The organism is Janthinobacterium sp. BJB304 (genome assembly GCF_002735765.1).
Lineage (GTDB): Bacteria > Pseudomonadota > Gammaproteobacteria > Burkholderiales > Burkholderiaceae_D > Janthinobacterium.
Genome location: NZ_PDZN01000024.1, coordinates 33,376 through 52,374 on the forward strand (window position 1 = coordinate 33,376; position 18,999 = coordinate 52,374).

At 64.3% G+C, this 18,999-nt stretch carries 16 protein-coding genes; 13 read left to right on the plus strand and 3 right to left on the minus strand.

The features are described from left to right. The first annotated feature begins 28 nt into the window (after positions 1–28). From secF to CSQ95_RS29745, 5 genes are all read left to right on the plus strand, one after another. The gene (gene secF / locus CSQ95_RS23800; RefSeq protein ID WP_070311526.1) at positions 29–1,051 is read left to right on the plus strand and encodes a protein translocase subunit SecF; all 1,023 of its coding nucleotides are present in this window, start codon (positions 29–31) and stop codon (positions 1,049–1,051) included. Between the two features lie 73 nt (positions 1,052–1,124). Continuing rightward, positions 1,125–1,874 carry a hypothetical protein gene (locus tag CSQ95_RS23805; protein WP_143450059.1) on the plus strand — a complete coding sequence of 250 codons (750 nt, stop codon included), beginning with the start codon at positions 1,125–1,127 and terminating at the stop codon, positions 1,872–1,874. Continuing rightward, positions 1,871–2,572, plus strand: coding sequence for a YafY family protein (locus CSQ95_RS23810; protein WP_180279145.1), 702 nt, complete (start codon positions 1,871–1,873; stop codon positions 2,570–2,572). The genes CSQ95_RS23805 and CSQ95_RS23810 overlap by 4 nt, the downstream gene beginning before the upstream one ends. 90 nt (positions 2,573–2,662) lie before the next feature. Next, complete coding sequence (locus CSQ95_RS23815) at positions 2,663–3,289, plus strand: glutathione S-transferase family protein (RefSeq protein WP_099411297.1); 627 nt, start codon at positions 2,663–2,665, stop codon at positions 3,287–3,289. Positions 3,290–3,505: 216 nt separating this feature from the next. After that, positions 3,506–3,670, plus strand: a complete 165-nt coding sequence (locus CSQ95_RS29745; protein ID WP_162995790.1) for a hypothetical protein — start codon at positions 3,506–3,508, stop codon at positions 3,668–3,670. Here CSQ95_RS29745 and CSQ95_RS23820 read toward each other — a convergent pair. The 3 genes from CSQ95_RS23820 to CSQ95_RS23830 form a co-directional block, all read right to left on the minus strand. Then, positions 3,667–4,515 (minus strand): HDOD domain-containing protein, encoded by an 849-nt coding sequence (locus CSQ95_RS23820; RefSeq protein WP_070220681.1) that lies wholly within the window; start codon positions 4,513–4,515, stop codon positions 3,667–3,669. The genes CSQ95_RS29745 and CSQ95_RS23820 overlap by 4 nt on opposite strands. Positions 4,516–4,786: 271 nt before the next feature. After that, positions 4,787–5,071: a hypothetical protein gene (locus tag CSQ95_RS23825; protein ID WP_070290811.1), complete on the minus strand. Its 285-nt coding sequence runs from the start codon at positions 5,069–5,071 to the stop codon at positions 4,787–4,789. A 45-nt stretch (positions 5,072–5,116) separates the two neighbouring features. Then, complete coding sequence (locus tag CSQ95_RS23830; RefSeq protein ID WP_070220677.1) at positions 5,117–5,551, minus strand: MarR family winged helix-turn-helix transcriptional regulator; 435 nt, start codon at positions 5,549–5,551, stop codon at positions 5,117–5,119. A 129-nt stretch (positions 5,552–5,680) separates the two neighbouring features. On the opposite strand from CSQ95_RS23830, the gene CSQ95_RS23835 reads away from it, so the two are divergent. From CSQ95_RS23835 to CSQ95_RS23870, 8 genes are all read left to right on the plus strand, one after another. Next, on the plus strand, positions 5,681–6,625 hold the full coding sequence (locus tag CSQ95_RS23835; RefSeq protein WP_099411298.1) for a GlxA family transcriptional regulator: 945 nt from the start codon (positions 5,681–5,683) through the stop codon (positions 6,623–6,625). 141 nt (positions 6,626–6,766) lie between these two features. Continuing rightward, positions 6,767–8,008, plus strand: a complete 1,242-nt coding sequence (gene astC, locus CSQ95_RS23840; RefSeq protein WP_070220673.1) for an acetylornithine/succinylornithine family transaminase — start codon at positions 6,767–6,769, stop codon at positions 8,006–8,008. A 95-nt stretch (positions 8,009–8,103) separates the two neighbouring features. After that, positions 8,104–9,135 carry an arginine N-succinyltransferase gene (locus CSQ95_RS23845; RefSeq protein WP_070220671.1) on the plus strand — a complete coding sequence of 344 codons (1,032 nt, stop codon included), beginning with the start codon at positions 8,104–8,106 and terminating at the stop codon, positions 9,133–9,135. A gap of 13 nt (positions 9,136–9,148) precedes the next feature. Next, positions 9,149–10,201, plus strand: a complete 1,053-nt coding sequence (gene astA, locus CSQ95_RS23850) for an arginine N-succinyltransferase (protein ID WP_099411299.1) — start codon at positions 9,149–9,151, stop codon at positions 10,199–10,201. Beyond that, positions 10,194–11,675 (plus strand): succinylglutamate-semialdehyde dehydrogenase, encoded by a 1,482-nt coding sequence (astD, locus tag CSQ95_RS23855; RefSeq protein WP_099411300.1) that lies wholly within the window; start codon positions 10,194–10,196, stop codon positions 11,673–11,675. Before astA ends, astD begins: the two co-directional genes overlap by 8 nt. 9 nt (positions 11,676–11,684) lie before the next feature. Continuing rightward, positions 11,685–13,025 (plus strand): N-succinylarginine dihydrolase, encoded by a 1,341-nt coding sequence (gene astB / locus CSQ95_RS23860; RefSeq protein ID WP_099411301.1) that lies wholly within the window; start codon positions 11,685–11,687, stop codon positions 13,023–13,025. Positions 13,026–13,179: 154 nt separating this feature from the next. Then, positions 13,180–17,907, plus strand: coding sequence for an NAD-glutamate dehydrogenase domain-containing protein (locus tag CSQ95_RS23865; protein ID WP_099411302.1), 4,728 nt, complete (start codon positions 13,180–13,182; stop codon positions 17,905–17,907). After that, positions 17,907–18,938, plus strand: a complete 1,032-nt coding sequence (locus CSQ95_RS23870; RefSeq protein ID WP_099411303.1) for a succinylglutamate desuccinylase — start codon at positions 17,907–17,909, stop codon at positions 18,936–18,938. The genes CSQ95_RS23865 and CSQ95_RS23870 overlap by 1 nt, the downstream gene beginning before the upstream one ends. Positions 18,939–18,999 lie beyond the last annotated feature (61 nt).

Here is an 18,999-nt window from a genome sequence, read left to right on the forward strand (position 1 = left end):
ACGCACAGAATAGAACTCAGAGGATTTCATGGAATTTTTCCGGATTAAAAAAGATATTCCCTTCATGCGCCATGCGTTGATTTTCAACGTGATTTCGGCCGTGACCTTCCTTGCCGCCGTCTTCTTCCTGGTGCACAAGGGCTTGCACCTGTCCGTCGAATTCAAGGGCGGCACGCTGATGGAGGTGAAATACCCGAAGGCGGCCAATCTTGAAGGCATACGCGGCACCCTGATCGCCATGGGCTATGAAGAGCCGGGCGTGACCAGCTTCGATACGGCGCGCGACGTGATGATCCGCCTGCCGGTGGAAAATGGCGTCAGCGCCGCGAACACCTCGCAGCGCGTGTTCGAATCGCTGTGCAAGGCCGAGCAAGGCACGACCAAGGCCATCGACACCGTCACCGCCAAGGGCGAACATGTGCTCAAGAGCGCCTGTATGGACGCTGCCGGCAGCGAAGCGGTCGTCTTGCAGAAGGTTGAATTCGTCGGCCCGCAAGTGGGCGAGGAACTGGCGCAGAACGGCTTGAACGCGCTGGTGGTGGTGATTATCGGCGTGATGATCTACCTGGCCATCCGCTTCGAATGGAAATACGCTGTCTCGGCCATTATCGCCAACTTGCATGACGTGGTGATCATCCTGGGCTTCTTCGCCTTCTTCGAATGGGAATTCTCGCTGACGGTGCTGGCGGCCATCCTGGCGGTGCTCGGCTATTCCGTCAACGAATCGGTGGTGATCTTTGACCGTATCCGCGAAAACTTCCGCAAGCAGCGCAAGGCTTCCGTGCATGAAGTGATCGACAACGCGATCACCAGCACCATTTCGCGTACCATCATCACCCACGGTTCGACCCAGATGATGGTGCTGTCGATGCTGGTCTTCGGCGGCCAGACCCTGCACCACTTCGCACTGGCGCTGACCATCGGTATCTGCTTCGGTATTTATTCGTCCGTGTTCGTCGCTGCCTCGATCGCCATGTGGCTGGGCGTCAAGCGCGAAGACTTGATCAAGCCGATCAAGGAAAAAGACGAAACTGACGGCGCCGTGGTGTAAGCGCAGGTTTTTTGCAGGTCGAATGAGGAACGATCACCGTTTGCGGTGGTCGTTTTTTTTATGGTGGATGACAATGAAGCGTTTGATAGTGATGGGCATCATGGCAGGCATCGGCACCTTGGCCAGTGCCGCGCAATTGAGCCGCGCGGATAGCGGCGCCATCGCCCTGCGCGGCCCGATTGCCGAGGGCGACGTGGACAAGCTGCGGCTGCTGGCCGTGCCGGGGACGACGCTGTTGCGCGTCAATAGCGACGCAGGCGAGCCGCGGTCGGCCATGCAGCTGGGACGCCTGGTGCGCCAGCTACGGCTCGATATTGCCATCGACACGGTGTGCGCGGGCAGCTGCGCCCTGTATGTCTTCCCGGCAGCTTACCGCAAGCACATTCCCGCAGACGCCGTGCTGGCGCTGCAGGAATCGGCTTTCCTGCGTGCGCAGGTGGAGCAGGAGCAGATGCGACGCACCCTGGTTGACGCGGGCGTGGCGGCTGAGGACATCGGCAGTGAAACGGCGGCACTGGCGGCCCGATTGGCCGACACGGCGGCGCAGGAAGCGGCGTTTGCCGCGGAGCTGGAGATTGCGCCCGCCTTTTACCGCGATTTTCCGCAAGTGGCGGCGCAGGCCGAGAGCGTGCGCCGGCGTTTTCCCGACCAGGAGGCCGCCGTCCACTGGTGGCCGGCCGCCGCCCGCCTGCAGCGCTGCTACGGCATCGCCGGCGTGGACGAGGGCGCGCGCGCGGTTCGCCTGGCGCCCGACGGTTATCTGTACGTGCCGGCCCTGTCGGCCCTCGTCATGGGCGACCAGGCCTTGCAGGACTGTCCATGAGCCGCAGCGGCCGCTTGTTCCTGCTGATGGACGCCATGCGCGCCAGGCGCGCTCCCGTCACGGCGGCCCAGCTGGCGCAGCAGCTCGGTGTTTCCGAGCGCACGATCTACCGCGATATCCAGACCCTGGCCGAACTGGGCGCGCCCTTGCAGGGCGAGGCGGGCATCGGCTACGTGCTGCGCCGCGGCGCCTTCCTGCCGCCGCTGATGTTCGGTGCCGATGAGCTGGAAGCGCTGGTGCTGGGCGCGCGCTGGGTGCGCCGGCAGGGCGATGCGGGCCTGGCGCAGGCGGCCAGCAATGCCCTGGCCAAGATCGCGGCCGCCTCGCCGCGCGATTTGCGCGACAGCATGGCCGAGACCAGCCTGTGGGTGCCGCTGGGCCGCCCCGCCGATGGCGCGCAGCCGGCCGACCGCTACGTGCAGCCCGTGCGCGAGGCGATCCGCTACGAACAGAAACTCACGCTTGCCTATCAGGATGAGCACGGCAGCGCCACCTCGCGCACGGTGTGGCCCTTCGCGCTGGCCTTTTTCGAGGGCAAGCGCCTGCTGGCCGCCTGGTGCGAGCTGCGCGGCGATTACCGGCATTTCCGCATCGACCGCATCGCCAGCGTGCAGCAGCATGAGGAGCGCTATCCCACGCGCCGCCATGCGCTGCTCGATGCCTGGCGCAAGGAGCATGAGATTGATCCTGAAAGCTAGCGCCCCGGAATCCTGCGATGCGCTCCTGACAAAAACTGTCAGTGCCCGGCCCTACGATGGTGGCTTCTTCACTCACCGGAGCCATCCATCATGCGCCTGTATCACCACCCCATGTCCTCGAATGCCCGCCGTGCCTTGATGACGGCGATCCACCTCGGCCTGCCGCTGGAGCTGGCCGAAGTCGACCTGATGAATGCGGACGACCGCCGCCGCCTGGCCGAACTGAACCCCAACGGCAAGGTGCCCGTGCTGGCCGACGGCGCTTTCCTGCTGTGGGAATCGTGCGCCATCATGCAATACCTGGCCGAGCAGGTGCCGGGCCAGACGCTTTATCCGCAGGCGCCGCAAGCGCGCGCCGACGTCAACCGCTGGCTGTTCTGGGCCGCGCAGCACTTCGCGCCCGCCATCAGCGTGCTGGCCTGGGAGCGCGCCTGGAAAGGCATGACGGGCAATGGTCCGGCGGACCCGCTGGAAGAGGCGCGCGGCGAGCGCGACCTGCATGAGTGCGCCGTCGTGCTGGACGCGCATCTGGCGGCGCGCAATTGGCTCATCGGAGACGATGTGACCCTGGCCGATTTCGCCGTGGCCGCGCCCCTGATGTACAGCGAGGCCGTGCGGCTGCCGCTGGCGCAGTACCGGCATATCGAGGCGTGGTTCGCCCGCGTGCGGCAGCTGCGCGCCTGGCAGGAAACGGAGGTGGAACTGGTGCCGGGATAATGTGGGCGCTAAGTGTGTCAACGCACGGAGCCGGCGCGGCGTACCGCATAAGATAGGGCTGTCTCTTTCAGGACATCCCTAGCTTTGGACTTTACCCGCTTTCGAGCGGGTTTTTTTTCGCTTTCGAGCGAATTGTTGTCCGGAGGGGGAAAGTGGGCTTGATAAATGGATCATCGCCGCACAGATGGGGCGCATCCCACTTCCAGCAGGTACGCCATGTTCATGCCACGCCATCCGAAACCCCTGTTGAGTACCAAGGCGGTTGCCACGCAGGTCGTCCAGCAGAAGCAGGGGACGCAGCCCATGGACAAGCATGTGCTGATCGTCGAGACGGTCAAGCCGGCGGCACCGCCGCCAGCGGGCAAGAAGCCTGCAGGCTAGTGCACGAGCACCTTCAGCAGCGACTGCACTTCATCGTCCGATTCTTCCATGATGCTCGACAAGGTCGCATCGTCGCCGATCAGGCAATCGATGCTGCGCGCGGCGCGCGCTGCCCGTACGGCAATGGCGGCCGGGCTTTCATTGAGGGGCGACGAGACGGGCGCCAGATCATTTGCCAGCAGCAGGGTGTCGCCCAGCGATTCGGGCGGGATGGCGCGCAAGCCCTCCCACAGCGCATCGATGGCGCCCCGCACCGCTTCCGGCACCTTCAGTTTGGCCAGGACGCCGTGGCCGATGGCTTGTTCGCCATGTTCGACCCAGTCCTCGGGTTCGCCATCGAGGATGCCGGGGAATTCGGCAGCACGCGACAGCAGATAAAACCCGCCCACTTCATGCATGATGCCGGCAAACAGGGCCGTATCGGGATCGACCCTGGTGACGCGGCGGGCCAGCACCTGCGACAGGGCTGCCACATGGGCCGTATGTTCCCATAGCTGGTTGGCCTTCGCCTGCAGCGCGGGATCGGTGATGGTGCTGCCCAGCTGGCGCACGATCAGCGATGCCACCACCGACTGCAAGGTACGCACGCCGAGCCGCTGCACGGCGTTGCGCACGCTGGTGATTTCATTGCCGGAACGGTTGAACGCCGCCGAATTGGCAATGGCCACCGTGCGCGCGGCCAGCAGCGGGTCTGCCTGCACCAGCTTGGCGGCGGCCTCGATATGGCAGTCGGGATCGGACAGCGCCTCTTGCAGCTTGAGCGAAGCGTCCACATTGGCAGGAAAGGTCAGCTCGCCACGAGCGGCTTGTGCGGCGATGCTTTTAAAGGCGTCGAGTCTGTTCATTGAAAAAATTATACTCGCAATATTTCCGTACGGAACTTTTTAACCATGATCTTTTCGCAAACAGCTTAGCAAAAGGCAAGCAAAGCCCCGTAAACGCAAAATGGGCACGCGTACAGTCGACGCGTGCCCATTTTGAACGACGAAATTCCGAACGCTTAACAAAACCATTGCGAGCGGATGGGATTTGTGGCTAAGAAGCGCAACCGTACTTTAGTACGGTGAGCATCGCAGGCCGCAAAGCGCACCGCGCAGCAGGTTTTGTTACGCGTTGTTAGAGAGATTCGCTGAAGATCGCGTCGCAGCCTTCCACCAGCTCGTCGCTGTCTTCCAGTTCATCGGTCAAGCCCAGGTCGAACAGTTCTTCGACGGCATTCATGAAGCTGTTGTGCTTGGTGGCGCCGATCAGGCGGTAGATTTCGCCGTCTTCGTTGCGCACGCCGATGATCAGTTTTTCCTGGCGCACCAGTTCCGGCGTGCTGGCGTTGAGCAGCAGGTTGCCGATGATGTGTTTATCGAAATGTGCGGGCTTTTTGCCTTCGAGCAGTGTGGTTTTCAACTTGGTTTCCTTTGTCTTGTTTGAATGTCTGTGCTTGGTGAATGGTCAGCCGTGGCCGTTGGCGATGGCGTGCTTCAAGCCCGCCAGGGTAGTTTCCAACTGCATGAAATCGTCTTCGGTATAGCCGTCGAACAGCTGTTGGCCCTGCTTGGTCAGCTTGGGGAACACGTCATGGAACACCTGTTCGCCCTCGCAGCTCAGGCGCACATAATAGGAACGCTTGTCGCGTGGACAACGTTCGCGTATCACCAGCCCCTTTTGTTCCAGCCGGTCCACCACGCCCGTCAAAGTCCCCTTGGTAATCAGGGTTTTCTGGCCCAGTTCCTTGTAGGACATGCCGCAGGTGTTGCCGAGCGTGGCAATGATGTCGAATTGCGCATGCGTCAAGCCGTACTGGCGCACGAAGTCGCTAGAAAACCGCTCGAAGCCTTGCATGCATTCGGCCAGCAGCCGGATACTTTTTAAATATCGTTCACCCATGGCAGTGATTATATCCTTCCGCTCCGCTTTTTTCCGCCGCGTCAGGATCGCCCTTGCATGAGGGGCTCGATGGGGCGGAAGTCCGGTATCATGTGGGCAACTCAGCCCTTGCCCCGATCCCGCCCGCCGATGTCCTTCGCTAATCTTTCCCGTATCGGCCTCGACAAACCGTTGCGTTTGCTGCTGGTGCATGCCGGCGATGCCGAGTCGATCACGTGGGCCGGCCTGGTGCAGCCGCTGCGCCTGTGCGCGCGGGCGCTGGGGCCGCAGGCGTTCCAGCTGGACGTGCGCACGCCGGAACAGGTGGCCGCGCAGGGCGGCCACTGGCATATCGCGCTGCTGGTGGCCGATGAAACGCAGGCGCCGCTGCGCAACGAGCTGTGCCGGGCCGTAATCGAGCGCTGCCGCTCGGCGCCGTTCTGGGGCGGCGTGGGGGCGGCCGTGCTGTGGCTGGCCGACGCGGGCGTCATGGATGGCGTGCGCATCGCCTTGCCGTGGGCCTTGTATGCCGATGCGGAAGCGAAGGCGGAACGGGCCATCCTGACGCCGCATTTGTTCGACATCGACGGCCCGCACATCACCTGCTGCGGCGGCGCGGCCAGCATCGACTTTTCGCTGACCCTGATCGAAACCATCTTTGGCGCCGACGTCCAGGCGCTCGTCAAGGAAGCCTTGTGCGTGGACAAGGTGCGCGGCAAGGAGGAACGCCAGCGCGTGGCCCTGCAGGCGCGCTTCGGCGTGTTGCAGCCGAAACTGTCCGAAGCGGTGACCTTGATGGAAGCCAATATCGAGGAGCCGCTGTCGACCGACGACATCGCCAGCCTGGTGGGCCTGTCGCGGCGCCAGCTGGAGCGGCTGTTCAAGCAATACCTGGGCAGCCTGCCGTCGCGCTACTACCTGGAACTGCGCCTGCAGCGCTCACGACAACTGTTGCTTGATACGCATTATTCCATCGTGCAAGTAGGCCTGATGTGCGGCTTTTCCTCCGGCTCGCACTTTTCCACGGCGTTCGGCACCCTGTTTGGCAATACGCCCCGTGAGGAACGGCAGCGCAAGCTGATGCCGCCGGCCTGACGCCTGACGCATTGAGCTGTGATGAATTGTGAAAATCCTTGTCGCAGATTCAAAAGAGTTTTAGCATCCCGCTTTTTATAATGCAGTACACACGTAGCTGTCGTAGCTGCGGAGTACCTAACATATTGATGGGGAAATGCTATGAATGCCAAGCTTGATTCGACCGTAACGGCTCGTCCAGTCACCCGGGAAACCTTTGACCAGGTCCTCGTTCCTACCTACGCTCCTGCAGCCATGGTGCCCGTGCGCGGTTCCGGACTGGATCTGTGGGACCAGTCAGGCAAGCATTACCTCGATTTCACCTCCGGCATCGCCGTCAACAGCCTGGGCCACTGCCATCCGGCCCTGGTCGACGTGCTGACCAAGCAAATCAATAATTTGTGGCATTTGGGCAACGGCTATACGAACGAGCCTGTGCTGCGCCTGGCGCTGGCCCTGACGGAAGCGACCTTCGCCGACCGCGCCTTCTTCTGCAACTCGGGCGCGGAAGCCAACGAAGCGGCCCTGAAGCTGGCGCGCAAGTACGCGCACACCAAGTTCGGCGCGCACAAGTCGCGCATCATCTCGTGCTTCAGCTCTTTCCACGGCCGCACCCTGTTTACGGTGTCCGTCGGCGGCCAGGCCAAGTACACGGAAGGATTCGAGCCGCTGCCGCCGTCGATCGACCACATCGCCTACAACGACATCGAAGCGGCGCGCGCCGCCATCGGCGATGACGTGTGCGCCGTGATCGTCGAGCCGGTACAAGGCGAAGGCGGCGTGGTGCCTGGCAATCCGGAATTCCTCAAGGAGCTGCGCGCCCTGTGCGACAAGACCGGCGCCCTCTTGATTTTCGACGAAGTCCAGAGCGGCATGGGCCGCACTGGCGCGTTGTTCGCCTACATGGGCTACGGCGTCACGCCGGACATCCTGACTGCCGCCAAGGCGCTGGGCAACGGCTACCCGATCGGTGCCATGCTGACCACGAATGAACTGGCGCAAACGCTGGCCGTCGGCACCCACGGCACCACCTATGGCGGCAATCCGCTGGCCGCCACCGTGGCCCTGACCGTGCTCGACACGATCAACACGCCAGCGTTCCTGGCGCGCGTGAAAGAAGCGAGCGTCAACACCATCGCCATGCTGCAAGGCTTGATTACGGATTACCCGCAAGTGTTCTCCATCGTGCGCGGCAGCGGTTTGCTGCTGGGCCTGGTAGTCAGCGATGCCTTCAAGGGCCGCGCGAAAGACATCCAGAAAGCGGCCGAAGCGCAAGGCTTGATGGTGCTGATCGCCGGCATGGACGTGGTGCGCCTGGCACCGGCCCTGATCGTCTCGGACGAGCAGATTGCCGAAGCGGGCCGCTTGCTGCGCGCCGCCATCGACGGCATGCTGAAAGCCTGAGGCTAGCCTCGCTCCCTGTTTGATCACCGGCCCGCCGCTTTGCTGCGGGCCGGCTTGGTTCTGCCCCCAGCATCGTCAGCATTGAAGGAGTACCCATGTATGTTGTCCGTCCGGTAGAAATTGCGGATATTGCAGCCCTCGAAGCGCTGGCCGCGGTAACCATGCCGGGTGTCCATACCCTGCCGAAGACGCGCGAGAAAATCGCCGCCTCCGTCGAGCGCTCCATTGCCTCGTTTGCCGCCCATGTCGACATCCCCAGCGAAGAGTCGTACCTCTTCGTGCTTGAATCCCTGCTCGACAAGAGCATTGCCGGCACGGCCGCCATCTTCGCCTCGGCCGGCTCGAACGGCACTTATTTTTCCTTTCGCAACGACGTCATCCAGCAAGTCTCGCGCGACCTGAACATCAGCCACAGCGTGCATGCGCTGACCCTGTGTTCCGAGTTGACGGCGTACTCGCAGCTGTCCGGCTTCTTTGTGCGCAATATGGAGCAGGCGGGCCTGGAAGCGGCCCTGCTGTCGCGCGCGCGGCTGCTGTTCGCCGTGCTGGCGCCGCACCGCTTCGGTGACCGCTTCTTCGTGCCGCTGGCCGGCATCACCGACGCCAACGGCCAGTCGCCGTTCTGGGATGCGCTGGGCCGCAAGTTCTTCCAGATGGATTTCCTCGATGCCGAAAAAGTCATCGGCGGTGCACGCAACCGCACCCTGATCGTCGAACTGATGCCGCACTACCCCGTGTACGTGCCGCTGCTGCCCGGCGACGCGCAGGCGGCCATGGGCCAGATCCACCCGAGCGGCGAACTGGCGTTCAATCTGCTGACGGAAGAAGGCTTTGAAGCCGACGATTACATCGACATCTTCGATGGCGGCCCGATCCTGCAGGCGCACAAGCATGCGCTGCGCTCGTTTACGGGCTCGCTCACGCGCCGCGTCGTCGCAGGCGTCACGCCCAGCCGCACGGGCCTGAAAGTCAATTACGCGGTCGCTTCCGGCGCCGAGCGCAATTTCCGCGCCGTGACCTTTGCCTGCGATGCGCTCGAAGCGCAGGACAGCATCGGCTTGCCGGCCGACCTGCTCGAGGCGCTGGCCGTGGCCGAAGGCGACAGCGTCATTTGCGTGCGTATCTAAGGGAGTTAATTTTATGCTAGTAGTACGCGCCATCAACGCCAATGACCTCGATGCCCTGTATGGCCTGGCTAGCCAGGTCGGCACGGGCATGACCACCCTCAAGCCGGACATGAAAATGCTGGGCGACCGTCTGGCGATTGCCTGCGCCTCGTTCGCCGAAACCATCGCGCCCGAAAAGCGCGACTACATGTTTGTCATGGAGGATACGGACACGGGCCGCCTGGCCGGCGTATGCGCCATCAAGGGCGCCGTGGGCCTGGACGAACCGTTCTATAACTACCGCATCGGCACCCTGGTCCATTCCAGCCGCGAACTCGATGTGTTTACGCGCATGGAAACCTTGTACCTGTCGAACGACCTGACGGGCAGCACGGAACTGTGCTCGCTGTTCCTGCACCCCGATTACCGCAGCGGCAACAACGGCAAGCTGCTGTCGAAAAGCCGGTTTCTGTTCATCGCCCAGTTCCCGCACCTGTTTACGGAAAAGCTGATCGCCGAAATGCGCGGCTACCAGGCGCCGGACGGCAGCTCGCCGTTCTACGAAGGCCTGGGCCGCCACTTCTTCAAGATGGATTTCCACCACGTCGACGATCTGACGAGCCTCGGTAAAAAATCCTTCATCGCCGAACTGATGCCGCGCCAGCCCATGTACGTGGCCTACCTGCCCGACGAGGCGCAGGAAGTCATCGGCAAGGTGCATCTGAGCACGGCGCCCGCGCGCCGCCTGCTGGAACAGGAAGGCTTGCACTTCGAAGGCTATGTCGACATCTTCGACGCCGGTCCCGTGCTGCAGGCGCGCGTGTCCGAACTGCGCGCCATGCGCGACAGCATGCCGGCCGTGCTCGACGCCGAAGCTGCGCCTGAAGCGTGCGGCGACGCCGCCCAGGCCGAGCCTTACCTGGTGTCGAACACCGACCTGAAAGATTTCCGCATGATCGTCACCAGCGCCAACCCGCACAGCGGCAAGATCGCGCTGGACGACGATGAACTGCATCTGCTGCGCTGCCGCAACGGCGACACCGTGCGCACCTTGTCACTCAACCCGAGGAAGCATCCCCATGTCTAATGTGAATACCACGCAATCGAACTTCATCAACGGCGCCTGGCTGCCGGGCACGGGCCGCGAACTCGTTACCATCGATCCGTCGAACGGCAAGCAGACCTGGGCCAGCCTGGAAACGACGCCAACACAGGTCGAAGAGGCTTGCCAGGCCGCCCGCGCCGCCTTCGAAGCATGGGCCGATACGCCCGTCGAAGAGCGCATCGCCATCTGCGTACGCTTCCGCGAGCTGCTCAAGGAACATGCGGAAGCGCTGGCGCTCTTGATTTCGGAAGAAGTGGGCAAACCGTTGTGGGAGTCGCGCACGGAAGTGGCCACCATGGCCAACAAGATCGATATCTCGGTGCAGTCGTACCACGCGCGCACGGGCATCACGCAAAGCAGGATCGCCGACGGCGACGCCGTGCTGCGCCACCGCCCGCATGGCGTGTTCGGCGTCTTCGGGCCGTATAACTTCCCGGGCCACCTGCCGAACGGCCACATCGTGCCGGCCCTGATCGCCGGGAACACCATCGTCTTCAAGCCCAGCGAATATGCGCCGCGCACGGCCATCAAAACCGTGCAGCTATGGCAGCAGGCAGGCTTGCCGGACGGCGTCGTCAACCTCGTCAATGGCGGACGCGACACAGGCGTGGCGCTGGGCGCGAATGCCCACCTCGACGGCGTGCTGTTTACGGGTTCCTGCCAGACGGGCATCAGCCTGCACCGCCAGTTCGGCGGCCAGCCGGGCAAGATGCTGGCGCTGGAAATGGGCGGCAACAACGCCCTCGTCGTATGGGACGTGAAGGACGTGGACGCCGCCGTGCACCACGCGATCTTCTCCGCCTTTGTCTCCGCCGGCCAGCGCTGCACCTGCGCGCGCCGCCTGGTGGTGCAGGATAACGCCGCCGGCGCCGCCTTCGTCGTGCGCCTGGTGGAAGTGGCGGCGAAACTGGGCATCGGCGCGTCCGATGCGCAGCCGCAGCCATTCATGGGACCCGTTGTCTCGAGTGCCGTGGCCGCGCGCCTGGTGCAGGCGCAGGCGGACATGGTGGCCAAGGGCGGCACGGCCCTGCTGCAGATGCGCCAGTTGAATCCCGAGGCGGGTTTTGTCACGGCCGGCATCGTCGACGTTACCAACGCTGTCGGCATCCCCGACGAGGAATGGTTCGGCCCGCTGCTGCAGGTGATCCGCGTGGCCGATTTCGATGCTGCCCTGAAGGTTGCCAACGCCACCGAATTCGGCCTGGCCGCGGCGCTCTTGTCCGACGATGCGGCCCTGTGGCAAACCTTCCAGGTGCGCGCGCGCGCCGGCATCATCAACTGGAACCGTCCCACCACGGGCGCGGCCAGCACGGCGCCGTTCGGCGGCATCGGCAAGTCGGGCAACCACCGTCCGAGCGCCTATTACGCGGCCGATTACTGCGCCTACCCGGTCGCTTCGATCGAGAACAGCGTATTGGAACTGCCGGCCAAGCTGTCGCCCGGCCTGAATTTTTAAGGAACTCCCATGCACAGCACGCGCGAATACAATTTTGACGGCCTGGTCGGGCCATCGCATAACTATGCCGGACTGTCGTTCGGCAACGTGGCCTCGTTCAGCAATGTGAAAAGCGCTTCGAATCCGAAGCAGGCCGCCTTGCAGGGCCTGGCCAAGATGCGCGCCCTGGCCGCGCGCGGCTTTGCGCAAGCCTTGCTGCCGCCGCAGGACCGGCCGAATTTCCGCCTGCTGCGCGCTATCGGTTTCACGGGGACGGACGCCGAGGTGCTGGCGCGCGCCTACCAGGAGTCGCCCGTCATCCTGGCCTGCGCGTACTCCGCCTCGCCCATGTGGACGGCGAATGCCGCCACGGTCAGCCCATCGGTGGACACACAGGATGGCCGCGTGCATTTTACGGCCGCCAATCTGAATAACAAGCTGCACCGCGCCTTCGAGCACGCGCAGTCGGCGCGCAGCCTGCGCGCCATTTTCAGCGACGAGCAGCACTTCGCCGTGCACGACGCGCTGCCGTCGACGCCCGCCTTCGGCGACGAGGGCGCGGCCAACCACACGCGTTTGGGCGCGAACCACGGCGCGCCGTCCGTTGAATTGTTCGTGTATGGTCGCGTGGAGTTCGATCCTTCCGCGCCGTCGCCGAAACGCTATCCGGCACGCCAGACCCTGGAAGCGTCGCAAGCCGTGGCGCGATTGCACGGCCTGGACGCGAGGCGCACCGTGTACGTGCAGCAGAATCCGGAAGTGATCGACCAGGGCGTGTTCCATAACGATGTCATCGCCGTGGGCAATGGCAATGTGCTGTTCTATCACGAGCAGGCGTTTGCCGATGAAGGGGAAAGCCTGTCGCAGCTGCGCCGCGCCGTCGCCAGCACCGGGGCGGAACTGCAAGCCTTGCGGGTGGACACGGGCCAGGTGCCGATCGCGGACGCCGTCAGCAGCTATCTGTTCAACAGCCAGCTGCTGACGAAAGAGGGCGGCAAGATGGCGCTGGTGATCCCGCAGGAATGCCAGGAAAACCGCGCCGTGTCGCGCTACCTGGAAGGCCTGGTGGCCAGCGGTGGACCGATTGATGAACTGATCCATTTCGACTTGCGCCAGAGCATGCGCAACGGCGGCGGGCCCGCCTGCCTGCGTTTGCGCGTGGCCCTGACGCAAACCGAGGCGCGCGCCATGCACCAGGGCGTGATCATGACGGAAACGCTGTACCATCGGCTGGTGCAGTGGGTGGAAAAGCACTACCGCGACCATCTGGAGCCGGGCGACCTGGCCGACCCGCAGCTGGCGCTGGAAGTGCATGCGGCGCTTGAAGAATTGACGATCATCCTCAACTTACCTGGATTGTACGACTTGTAGGCGATAGAAAAACACACAGAAAAAATCCGAGACAGACTATCCGTAGCACAGACAGAATTGGACGGGCGACCCCCGTCTCTTGACACCGCTGCCGCCCAGCCACAAGCCCGAACGACAGCGTTGGACATTCACATTACCGTAATGGAGATGCAAGATGAATCACACGCCACAAGATTTGCGTACACAAACGCTGGAGCTGATTAACGCGGCTGGCAATGCGGGCAAGGCGGCAGCGCCTGTCGTGCAGCTGGTGCAGGCATGGCTCGACTCGCTCGACGCCGAAGACCTGGCCGACATCGCGCCCGACAGCCTGGCGCCCGTGCTGGTCGACGGCTTCACGCAAGCGGCCAAGCGCACCGGCAGCGGCTGCCAAATCGCCACCCTGCGTTATGCGGATGGCCGTGGCGGCATGGCGAGCGCCTTGCTGATCCTGAACGAAGACATGCCCTACCTGGTCGACTCCATCGTCATGGCCATGCGCCGCCAGCACCTGGCCGTGCGCGGCGTGATGAATACCGTGCTGCCCGTGCGCCGCGCTCTTGATGGCAGCGTCGAAGCGGTGCGCCAGCCGGGCGATCCGCTCGAATCGTATGTGCTGGTGCTGCTCGACGAAGAGCTGGCGCCGCAAGCCCTGGCCGCGCTGGTCGCCGCCCTGGAGACGGTCGCGCGTGACGCTGCCGTCGTGCGCCGCGATGCCGCCGCCATGAGCGAGCGCCTGGCCGCCGTCGCCACGGCCGCAGCGCAGCATGGCGAAGAGGGCGCGGAAGTGGCCGCCTTCCTGGAATGGGCGCGCAGCGGCGGCTTTGAAGTGTTCGGCTACGCCTACTACCGCGTCAAGCCGGGCGTGCGCGAACTCGAACGCGACATCCCGAGCCGTGTCGGCGTGCTGCAGGATACGGCGCACCCCGTGTACGGCACCTGCCTGGCGAATATCCCGGGCGACTTCGACACCCTGGCCAAGCGCGACTCGGCGCTGTCCATCGTCAAGGCCGACGTGGCGGGCACTTTGCACCGCGACCAGCAGCTCGACTTCATCGGCGTGCGCGACATGGATGCGCAAGGCGCGATCCTGGGCGAGCATTGCTTCGTCGGCCTGTTCACCCGCGCCGGCAATTCCACCCCGCTGGCGGCGCTGCCGTTTGCGCGCGGCCGCGTGGCCAAGGTACTGAGCCTGGCCGGCGTGCGCCAGCAAGGCTTCCGTGCCGAGAAATTCCGCGAAATCCTCGAATCCCTGCCGCGCACGGAAGCGCTGGAAGCGGACCTCGACTGGCTGGCGCAAGTGTGCGGTTCCGTCGTTTCGCTGTACAAGCAGCCGCGCACCAAGGTCTTCGCGCGCCGCGACGTGTACGCGCGCCACCTGAACGTGCTGGTCTACCTGCCGCGCGAGCGCTACAGCGCCAGCGTCGCATCGAGCCTGGCAAAAGCCCTGCAAGCCAGTTCCGGCGCCACGCACGTGAGCACGCAAACCCTGGTGGCCGACGGCCCCCTGGCGCGCGTCTACCTGATCGCCCACGCCGCGCGCTACCCGCTGGACCTGGAAACGGATATCGAACAGCCGCTCCTGGGCGTGCTCGATGGCTGGCATAACGGCTTTGCCGCCGTGGCCGACGCCGTGCCCGACGTGGCCCTGCGCGCCAGCCTGCGCAAACTCTGCGCCACCTTGCCGCTCGACTACGTGGCCGCCACCGCGCCGGCCGTCGCCTTCCGCGACCTCGACACCATCCTGCGCAATACCGATCCGGCGCATGTGGCGGTGCGCATCGAGACGGGCTTTGTGACCACGATTCGCCTGTACTCGGCCAACAAGGTGCCGCCGCTGTCGACCATTTTGCCGGCCCTGCACAATGCGGGCGTGGCCATCGACCGCGAACAGGCGTATTCGGTTTCGCTGTCCGACGGCACGCGCTATTTCATCACCAGCCTGACGGTCGATGCCGCCAGCGCGGCGAAACTGGCGCAGCCATCCGTCGTCGCCGTGGCGCAGGAACTGTTTGCCGCCCTGTTCAACGACACGGCCGAAGATGGCCGCCTGAATGGCCTCGTCATCGAAGGCGGCTTGTCGACGCGCGAAGTGCAGCTGGTGCGCGCCTACACCAGCTACTGGCGCCAGACGGGCAGCCGCTTCTCGGTGCGCTACATCGCCGAGAGCCTGCGCAAGCAGCCAGCCCTGGTCAAAGCCCTGGTCGAAGCCTTCCTGCAGCGCTTCGATCCTTCGCTGTCCGACGCGCAGCACGCGGCCGCCCTGGAGGCAATCGCCGCCATCAAGGCGGGCCTGCCTTCCGTGAACCATGCCGATACCGAGGAAATCCTTGGCGCGCTGGCCGACCTGATGGCGGCCACCCTGCGCACCAGCTACTTCCAGAACAATCAACAAGGCGACAAGATCATCTTCAAGTTCGACACCAGCAGCCTGGCGCTGGTGCCGGAACCGCGTCCTTACCGCGAGATCTTTGTGTTCTCGCGCCGCTTCGAAGGCGTGCACCTGCGCGGCGGCCCTGTCGCCCGCGGCGGCTTGCGCTGGTCCGACCGCATGGAAGACTACCGCACCGAAGTATTGGGCCTCGTCAAGGCGCAGATGGTCAAGAACGCCGTCATCGTGCCGGCCGGCGCGAAGGGCGGTTTTGTCTGCAAGATGATGCCGAAGGACGCCGTGCGCGAAACCATCGCGGCCGAAGGCGAAGCCGTCTACCGCCTGTTCATTTCCAGCCTGCTGGAAGTGACGGACAACCGTTCGCTGGGCAATATCGTCCCGCCAGTCGATACCGTCTGCTTCGACGACGCCGACCCGTACCTGGTGGTCGCTGCCGACAAGGGCACGGCCACGTTCTCGGACATTGCCAACGGCATCGCCGTGCAGCGCGGTTTCTGGCTCGGCGACGCGTTCGCCTCGGGCGGCTCGAACGGCTACGACCACAAGAAACTGGGCATCACGGCCAAGGGCGCATTCGAAGCCGTGAAGCGCCACTTCTATGAAATGGACCACGACCTGAACACCACCCCGATCACCATGGTCGGCGTGGGCGACATGTCGGGCGACGTGTTCGGCAACGGCGTATTGTTGTCGCGCCAGCTGAAACTGGTGGCCGCATTCGACCACCGTCATATCTTCCTCGACCCGACACCGGACGTCGCCGTCTCGTTCGAGGAACGCGCGCGCCTGTTCGCCTTGCCGCGCTCGTCGTGGGACGACTACAACAAGGACTTGATATCAAATGGCGGCGGCGTGTATCCGCGTTCCGCCCGCACGATCGAGCTGTCGCCGCAGATCCGCGCCGCGCTCGATATCACGGAGACCTCGCTGGCACCGGAAGAACTGATGCACCGCATCCTGAAATCCCCGGTGGACCTGTTCTACAACGGCGGCATCGGCACCTACATCAAGGCTTCGACCGAGACGCACGCACAGGTGAAGGACCGCGCGAATGACCATATCCGCGTCAATGGCAATGAGCTGCGTGTCAAGGTCGTGGCCGAAGGCGGCAACCTCGGTGCGACGCAAGCGGGCCGCATCGAGTTCGCGCTGGCGGGCGGACGCATCTTCACCGATGCGATCGACAATTCGGCCGGCGTCGATTGCTCGGACCATGAAGTGAACGTGAAAATCTGGCTGGACGTGGAAGTCAATGCGGGCAAGCTGACGGAAGCGGAACGCAACCGCGAGCTGTATGCGATGACGGACGACGTCGAGCGCCTGGTCTTGCGCGACAACACGCAGCAGACGCATTTGCTGGTGCGCGAATTGCAGGCGCAAGGCGAAAGCGCCGTGCAGGATGGCTATGCCGCCCTGATCGCCAGCCTGGAAGAAGAAGGCGCCCTGTCGCGCGAACTCGAGCAACTGCCGTCGGTGGCCGAACTGGCGCGTCGCAAGGCAGATGGCCGGGGCTTGACCACGCCGGAACTGGCGGTGGTGATCGCCAACGTGAAGAACCGCTTCAAGCGCATCCTGTCCGCCCTGCCGCTGACGGACGAAACGTGGGCCGAGCCGGTGCTCAAACCCTACTTCCCATCGTTGCTGGTGGCAACCCGTTCGGCGCTCGACCACCCGCTGGCCAACGCCATCCTGGCGACCGTGCTGGCCAATGAAGTGATCAACCGCTGCGGCCCGCTGATGATCCGCAACCTGGCGGCCGAACACGGCGTGGACGAGTCGGCCGTGATCCTGGCCTGGGGCCAGGCCTGGGTGGCGCTGAACCTGGCGCCCGTGTTCGACGCGCTCGATGCGGACGCCTTGACGGTGCCGCGCGACGTGTCGATCAAGGTCGATGCGCAAACGCGCGTGCTGCAGCAAACGATGATCGCCGGCGTGCTGTCCGTGCCGGCCGAGCAATTGCGCGGCGCGGGACTGGCCGAACTCACGCGTTTGTTTGGCGCGGAATCGAAGCGCGAGCTGCTGAAAGCCGTCGGCATCAAGTCGGAAGCGGCGCTGGTGCCGGGCTTGACGCCGGCCTTCGTGCAAGCGTGGGATGCGGTCGATGCGCTGGAAGTCGTTGCCGGCTTCCTGTTCCCGGCCCTGTCCGTGCCGCGTCCTGCCTCAATGGACCTGGCGGCGTTCCTGCAAGTGGGCCTGGCGCTGCGCAGCCAGGCGGGCATCGATACCCTGGAGCGTGGCCTGAAGCTGGCCGCGCAAGGCAAGTCGCAGGAACAGTTGCGCAACTACGCGCAGCAAGCCCTGCGCCGCACGCAACAGCGTCTGCTGACGCAGGTGCTGGCGCGCGCCGAGCAAGGCAATGCGGGCCAGGCCGTCGATGCGGTGACGGGCGCGCTGGGCCTGTCGGCCTATGTGGCGGCGACGGAACTGGAGCAAGCCATGCTGGACGTGTGGACCTTGTCGGAAGCTGTGAATAAAATCACGGCGAAAACCCCAGCGGAAGCGGCGGTGTAATGACGCAAGAAGCAACGCAAGTAGTAACCCAGGTAGTACAGGGCGCTGGCGGCTTGCCGCCAGCCGTGCAGGCGCTGGCGCAGGCCGATTTCAGCGGCGTGGCGCAGCTGTTCGCCAACGCCGGTTTCACGGTGGCCTTGCCGGCGCCCGGCATGCTGCAAGTGGTCAAGCCGCAAGCCGATAAGGGCCGCCCCAGCGTGGCCGTTTCTGTCGGCGTGCATGGCGACGAGACGGGACCGATCGAAGTGCTGGCGCATCTGCTCGACGCGCTGTCGCGCGATGCGTCGCAGCTGGCCGTCGACCTGCTCGTCTGCGTGGGCAATGTCGACGCGATCCGGGCCGGCAAGCGTTTCATCGACGCCGACCTCAATCGCATGTTCCGCCCCGTGCGGGGCAGCTTGGCGCAAGCGGCGGAAAGCGCGCGCGCCGATGAAATGATCGCCGCGACCAAAGCGTTCTTTGACGCGGCCGGTTCCGTGCGCTGGCACCTGGATTTGCACACGGCCATCCGGCCTTCCGTGTACCCCACGTTTGCCATCGTGCCGGACCTGGTGGCCGACGAGGCCAAGGCGCAGCTGATCGATTGGCTGGGCCAGGCGGCCATCGGCGCCATCATCATGAACCCGCAGTCGGCCGGCACCTACAGTTATTATTCGGCCGAGCATTGCGGCGCGGCCGCCAGCACTGTGGAACTGGGCCGCGTGGGTACCCTGGGGCAGAACGATTTATCGCTGTTCGACGATGTGTCGCGGGCGCTGGACGGCCTGTTGCGCGGCTTGCCCGCGCAGCCCGTCAAGGCGCAACCGCATGTGTTCAAGGTGGCGCAGGAAATCATCAAGCACAGCGAGGAATTCCGCATGGCCTTCGATCGCGGCACGCAGAATTTCACCTCCCTGCCGCAGCACGCCGTGATCGCCAGCGATGGCGACCACGTCTACACGGTGCAGCACGCGGAAGAGCTGGTGGTGTTCCCGAACCCCGATGTGCGGGTGGGCTTGCGCGCCGGTTTGATGGTGGTGCGCGTGGCGTGATTGTCCAGCGATGATCCAGTATCAGGCGCCAGCCGGGGAAGCCCGCCTGGCGCTTTTTTCA

Bases quoted from the DNA above. Each gene is read 5' to 3' on its own strand.
- secF (WP_070311526.1), top strand. From the start codon at position 29: ATGGAATTTTTCCGGATTAAAAAAGATATTCCCTTCATGCGCCATGCG.
- CSQ95_RS23805 (WP_143450059.1), top strand. From the start codon at position 1,125: ATGAAGCGTTTGATAGTGATGGGCATCATGGCAGGCATCGGCACCTTG.
- CSQ95_RS23810 (WP_180279145.1), top strand. From the start codon at position 1,871: ATGAGCCGCAGCGGCCGCTTGTTCCTGCTGATGGACGCCATGCGCGCC.
- CSQ95_RS23815 (WP_099411297.1), top strand. From the start codon at position 2,663: ATGCGCCTGTATCACCACCCCATGTCCTCGAATGCCCGCCGTGCCTTG.
- CSQ95_RS29745 (WP_162995790.1), top strand. From the start codon at position 3,506: ATGTTCATGCCACGCCATCCGAAACCCCTGTTGAGTACCAAGGCGGTT.
- CSQ95_RS23820 (WP_070220681.1), bottom strand. From the start codon at position 4,515: ATGAACAGACTCGACGCCTTTAAAAGCATCGCCGCACAAGCCGCTCGT.
- CSQ95_RS23830 (WP_070220677.1), bottom strand. From the start codon at position 5,551: ATGGGTGAACGATATTTAAAAAGTATCCGGCTGCTGGCCGAATGCATG.
- CSQ95_RS23835 (WP_099411298.1), top strand. From the start codon at position 5,681: ATGTCCTTCGCTAATCTTTCCCGTATCGGCCTCGACAAACCGTTGCGT.
- astC (WP_070220673.1), top strand. From the start codon at position 6,767: ATGAATGCCAAGCTTGATTCGACCGTAACGGCTCGTCCAGTCACCCGG.
- CSQ95_RS23845 (WP_070220671.1), top strand. From the start codon at position 8,104: ATGTATGTTGTCCGTCCGGTAGAAATTGCGGATATTGCAGCCCTCGAA.
- astA (WP_099411299.1), top strand. From the start codon at position 9,149: ATGCTAGTAGTACGCGCCATCAACGCCAATGACCTCGATGCCCTGTAT.
- astD (WP_099411300.1), top strand. From the start codon at position 10,194: ATGTCTAATGTGAATACCACGCAATCGAACTTCATCAACGGCGCCTGG.
- astB (WP_099411301.1), top strand. From the start codon at position 11,685: ATGCACAGCACGCGCGAATACAATTTTGACGGCCTGGTCGGGCCATCG.
- CSQ95_RS23865 (WP_099411302.1), top strand. From the start codon at position 13,180: ATGAATCACACGCCACAAGATTTGCGTACACAAACGCTGGAGCTGATT.
- CSQ95_RS23870 (WP_099411303.1), top strand. From the start codon at position 17,907: ATGACGCAAGAAGCAACGCAAGTAGTAACCCAGGTAGTACAGGGCGCT.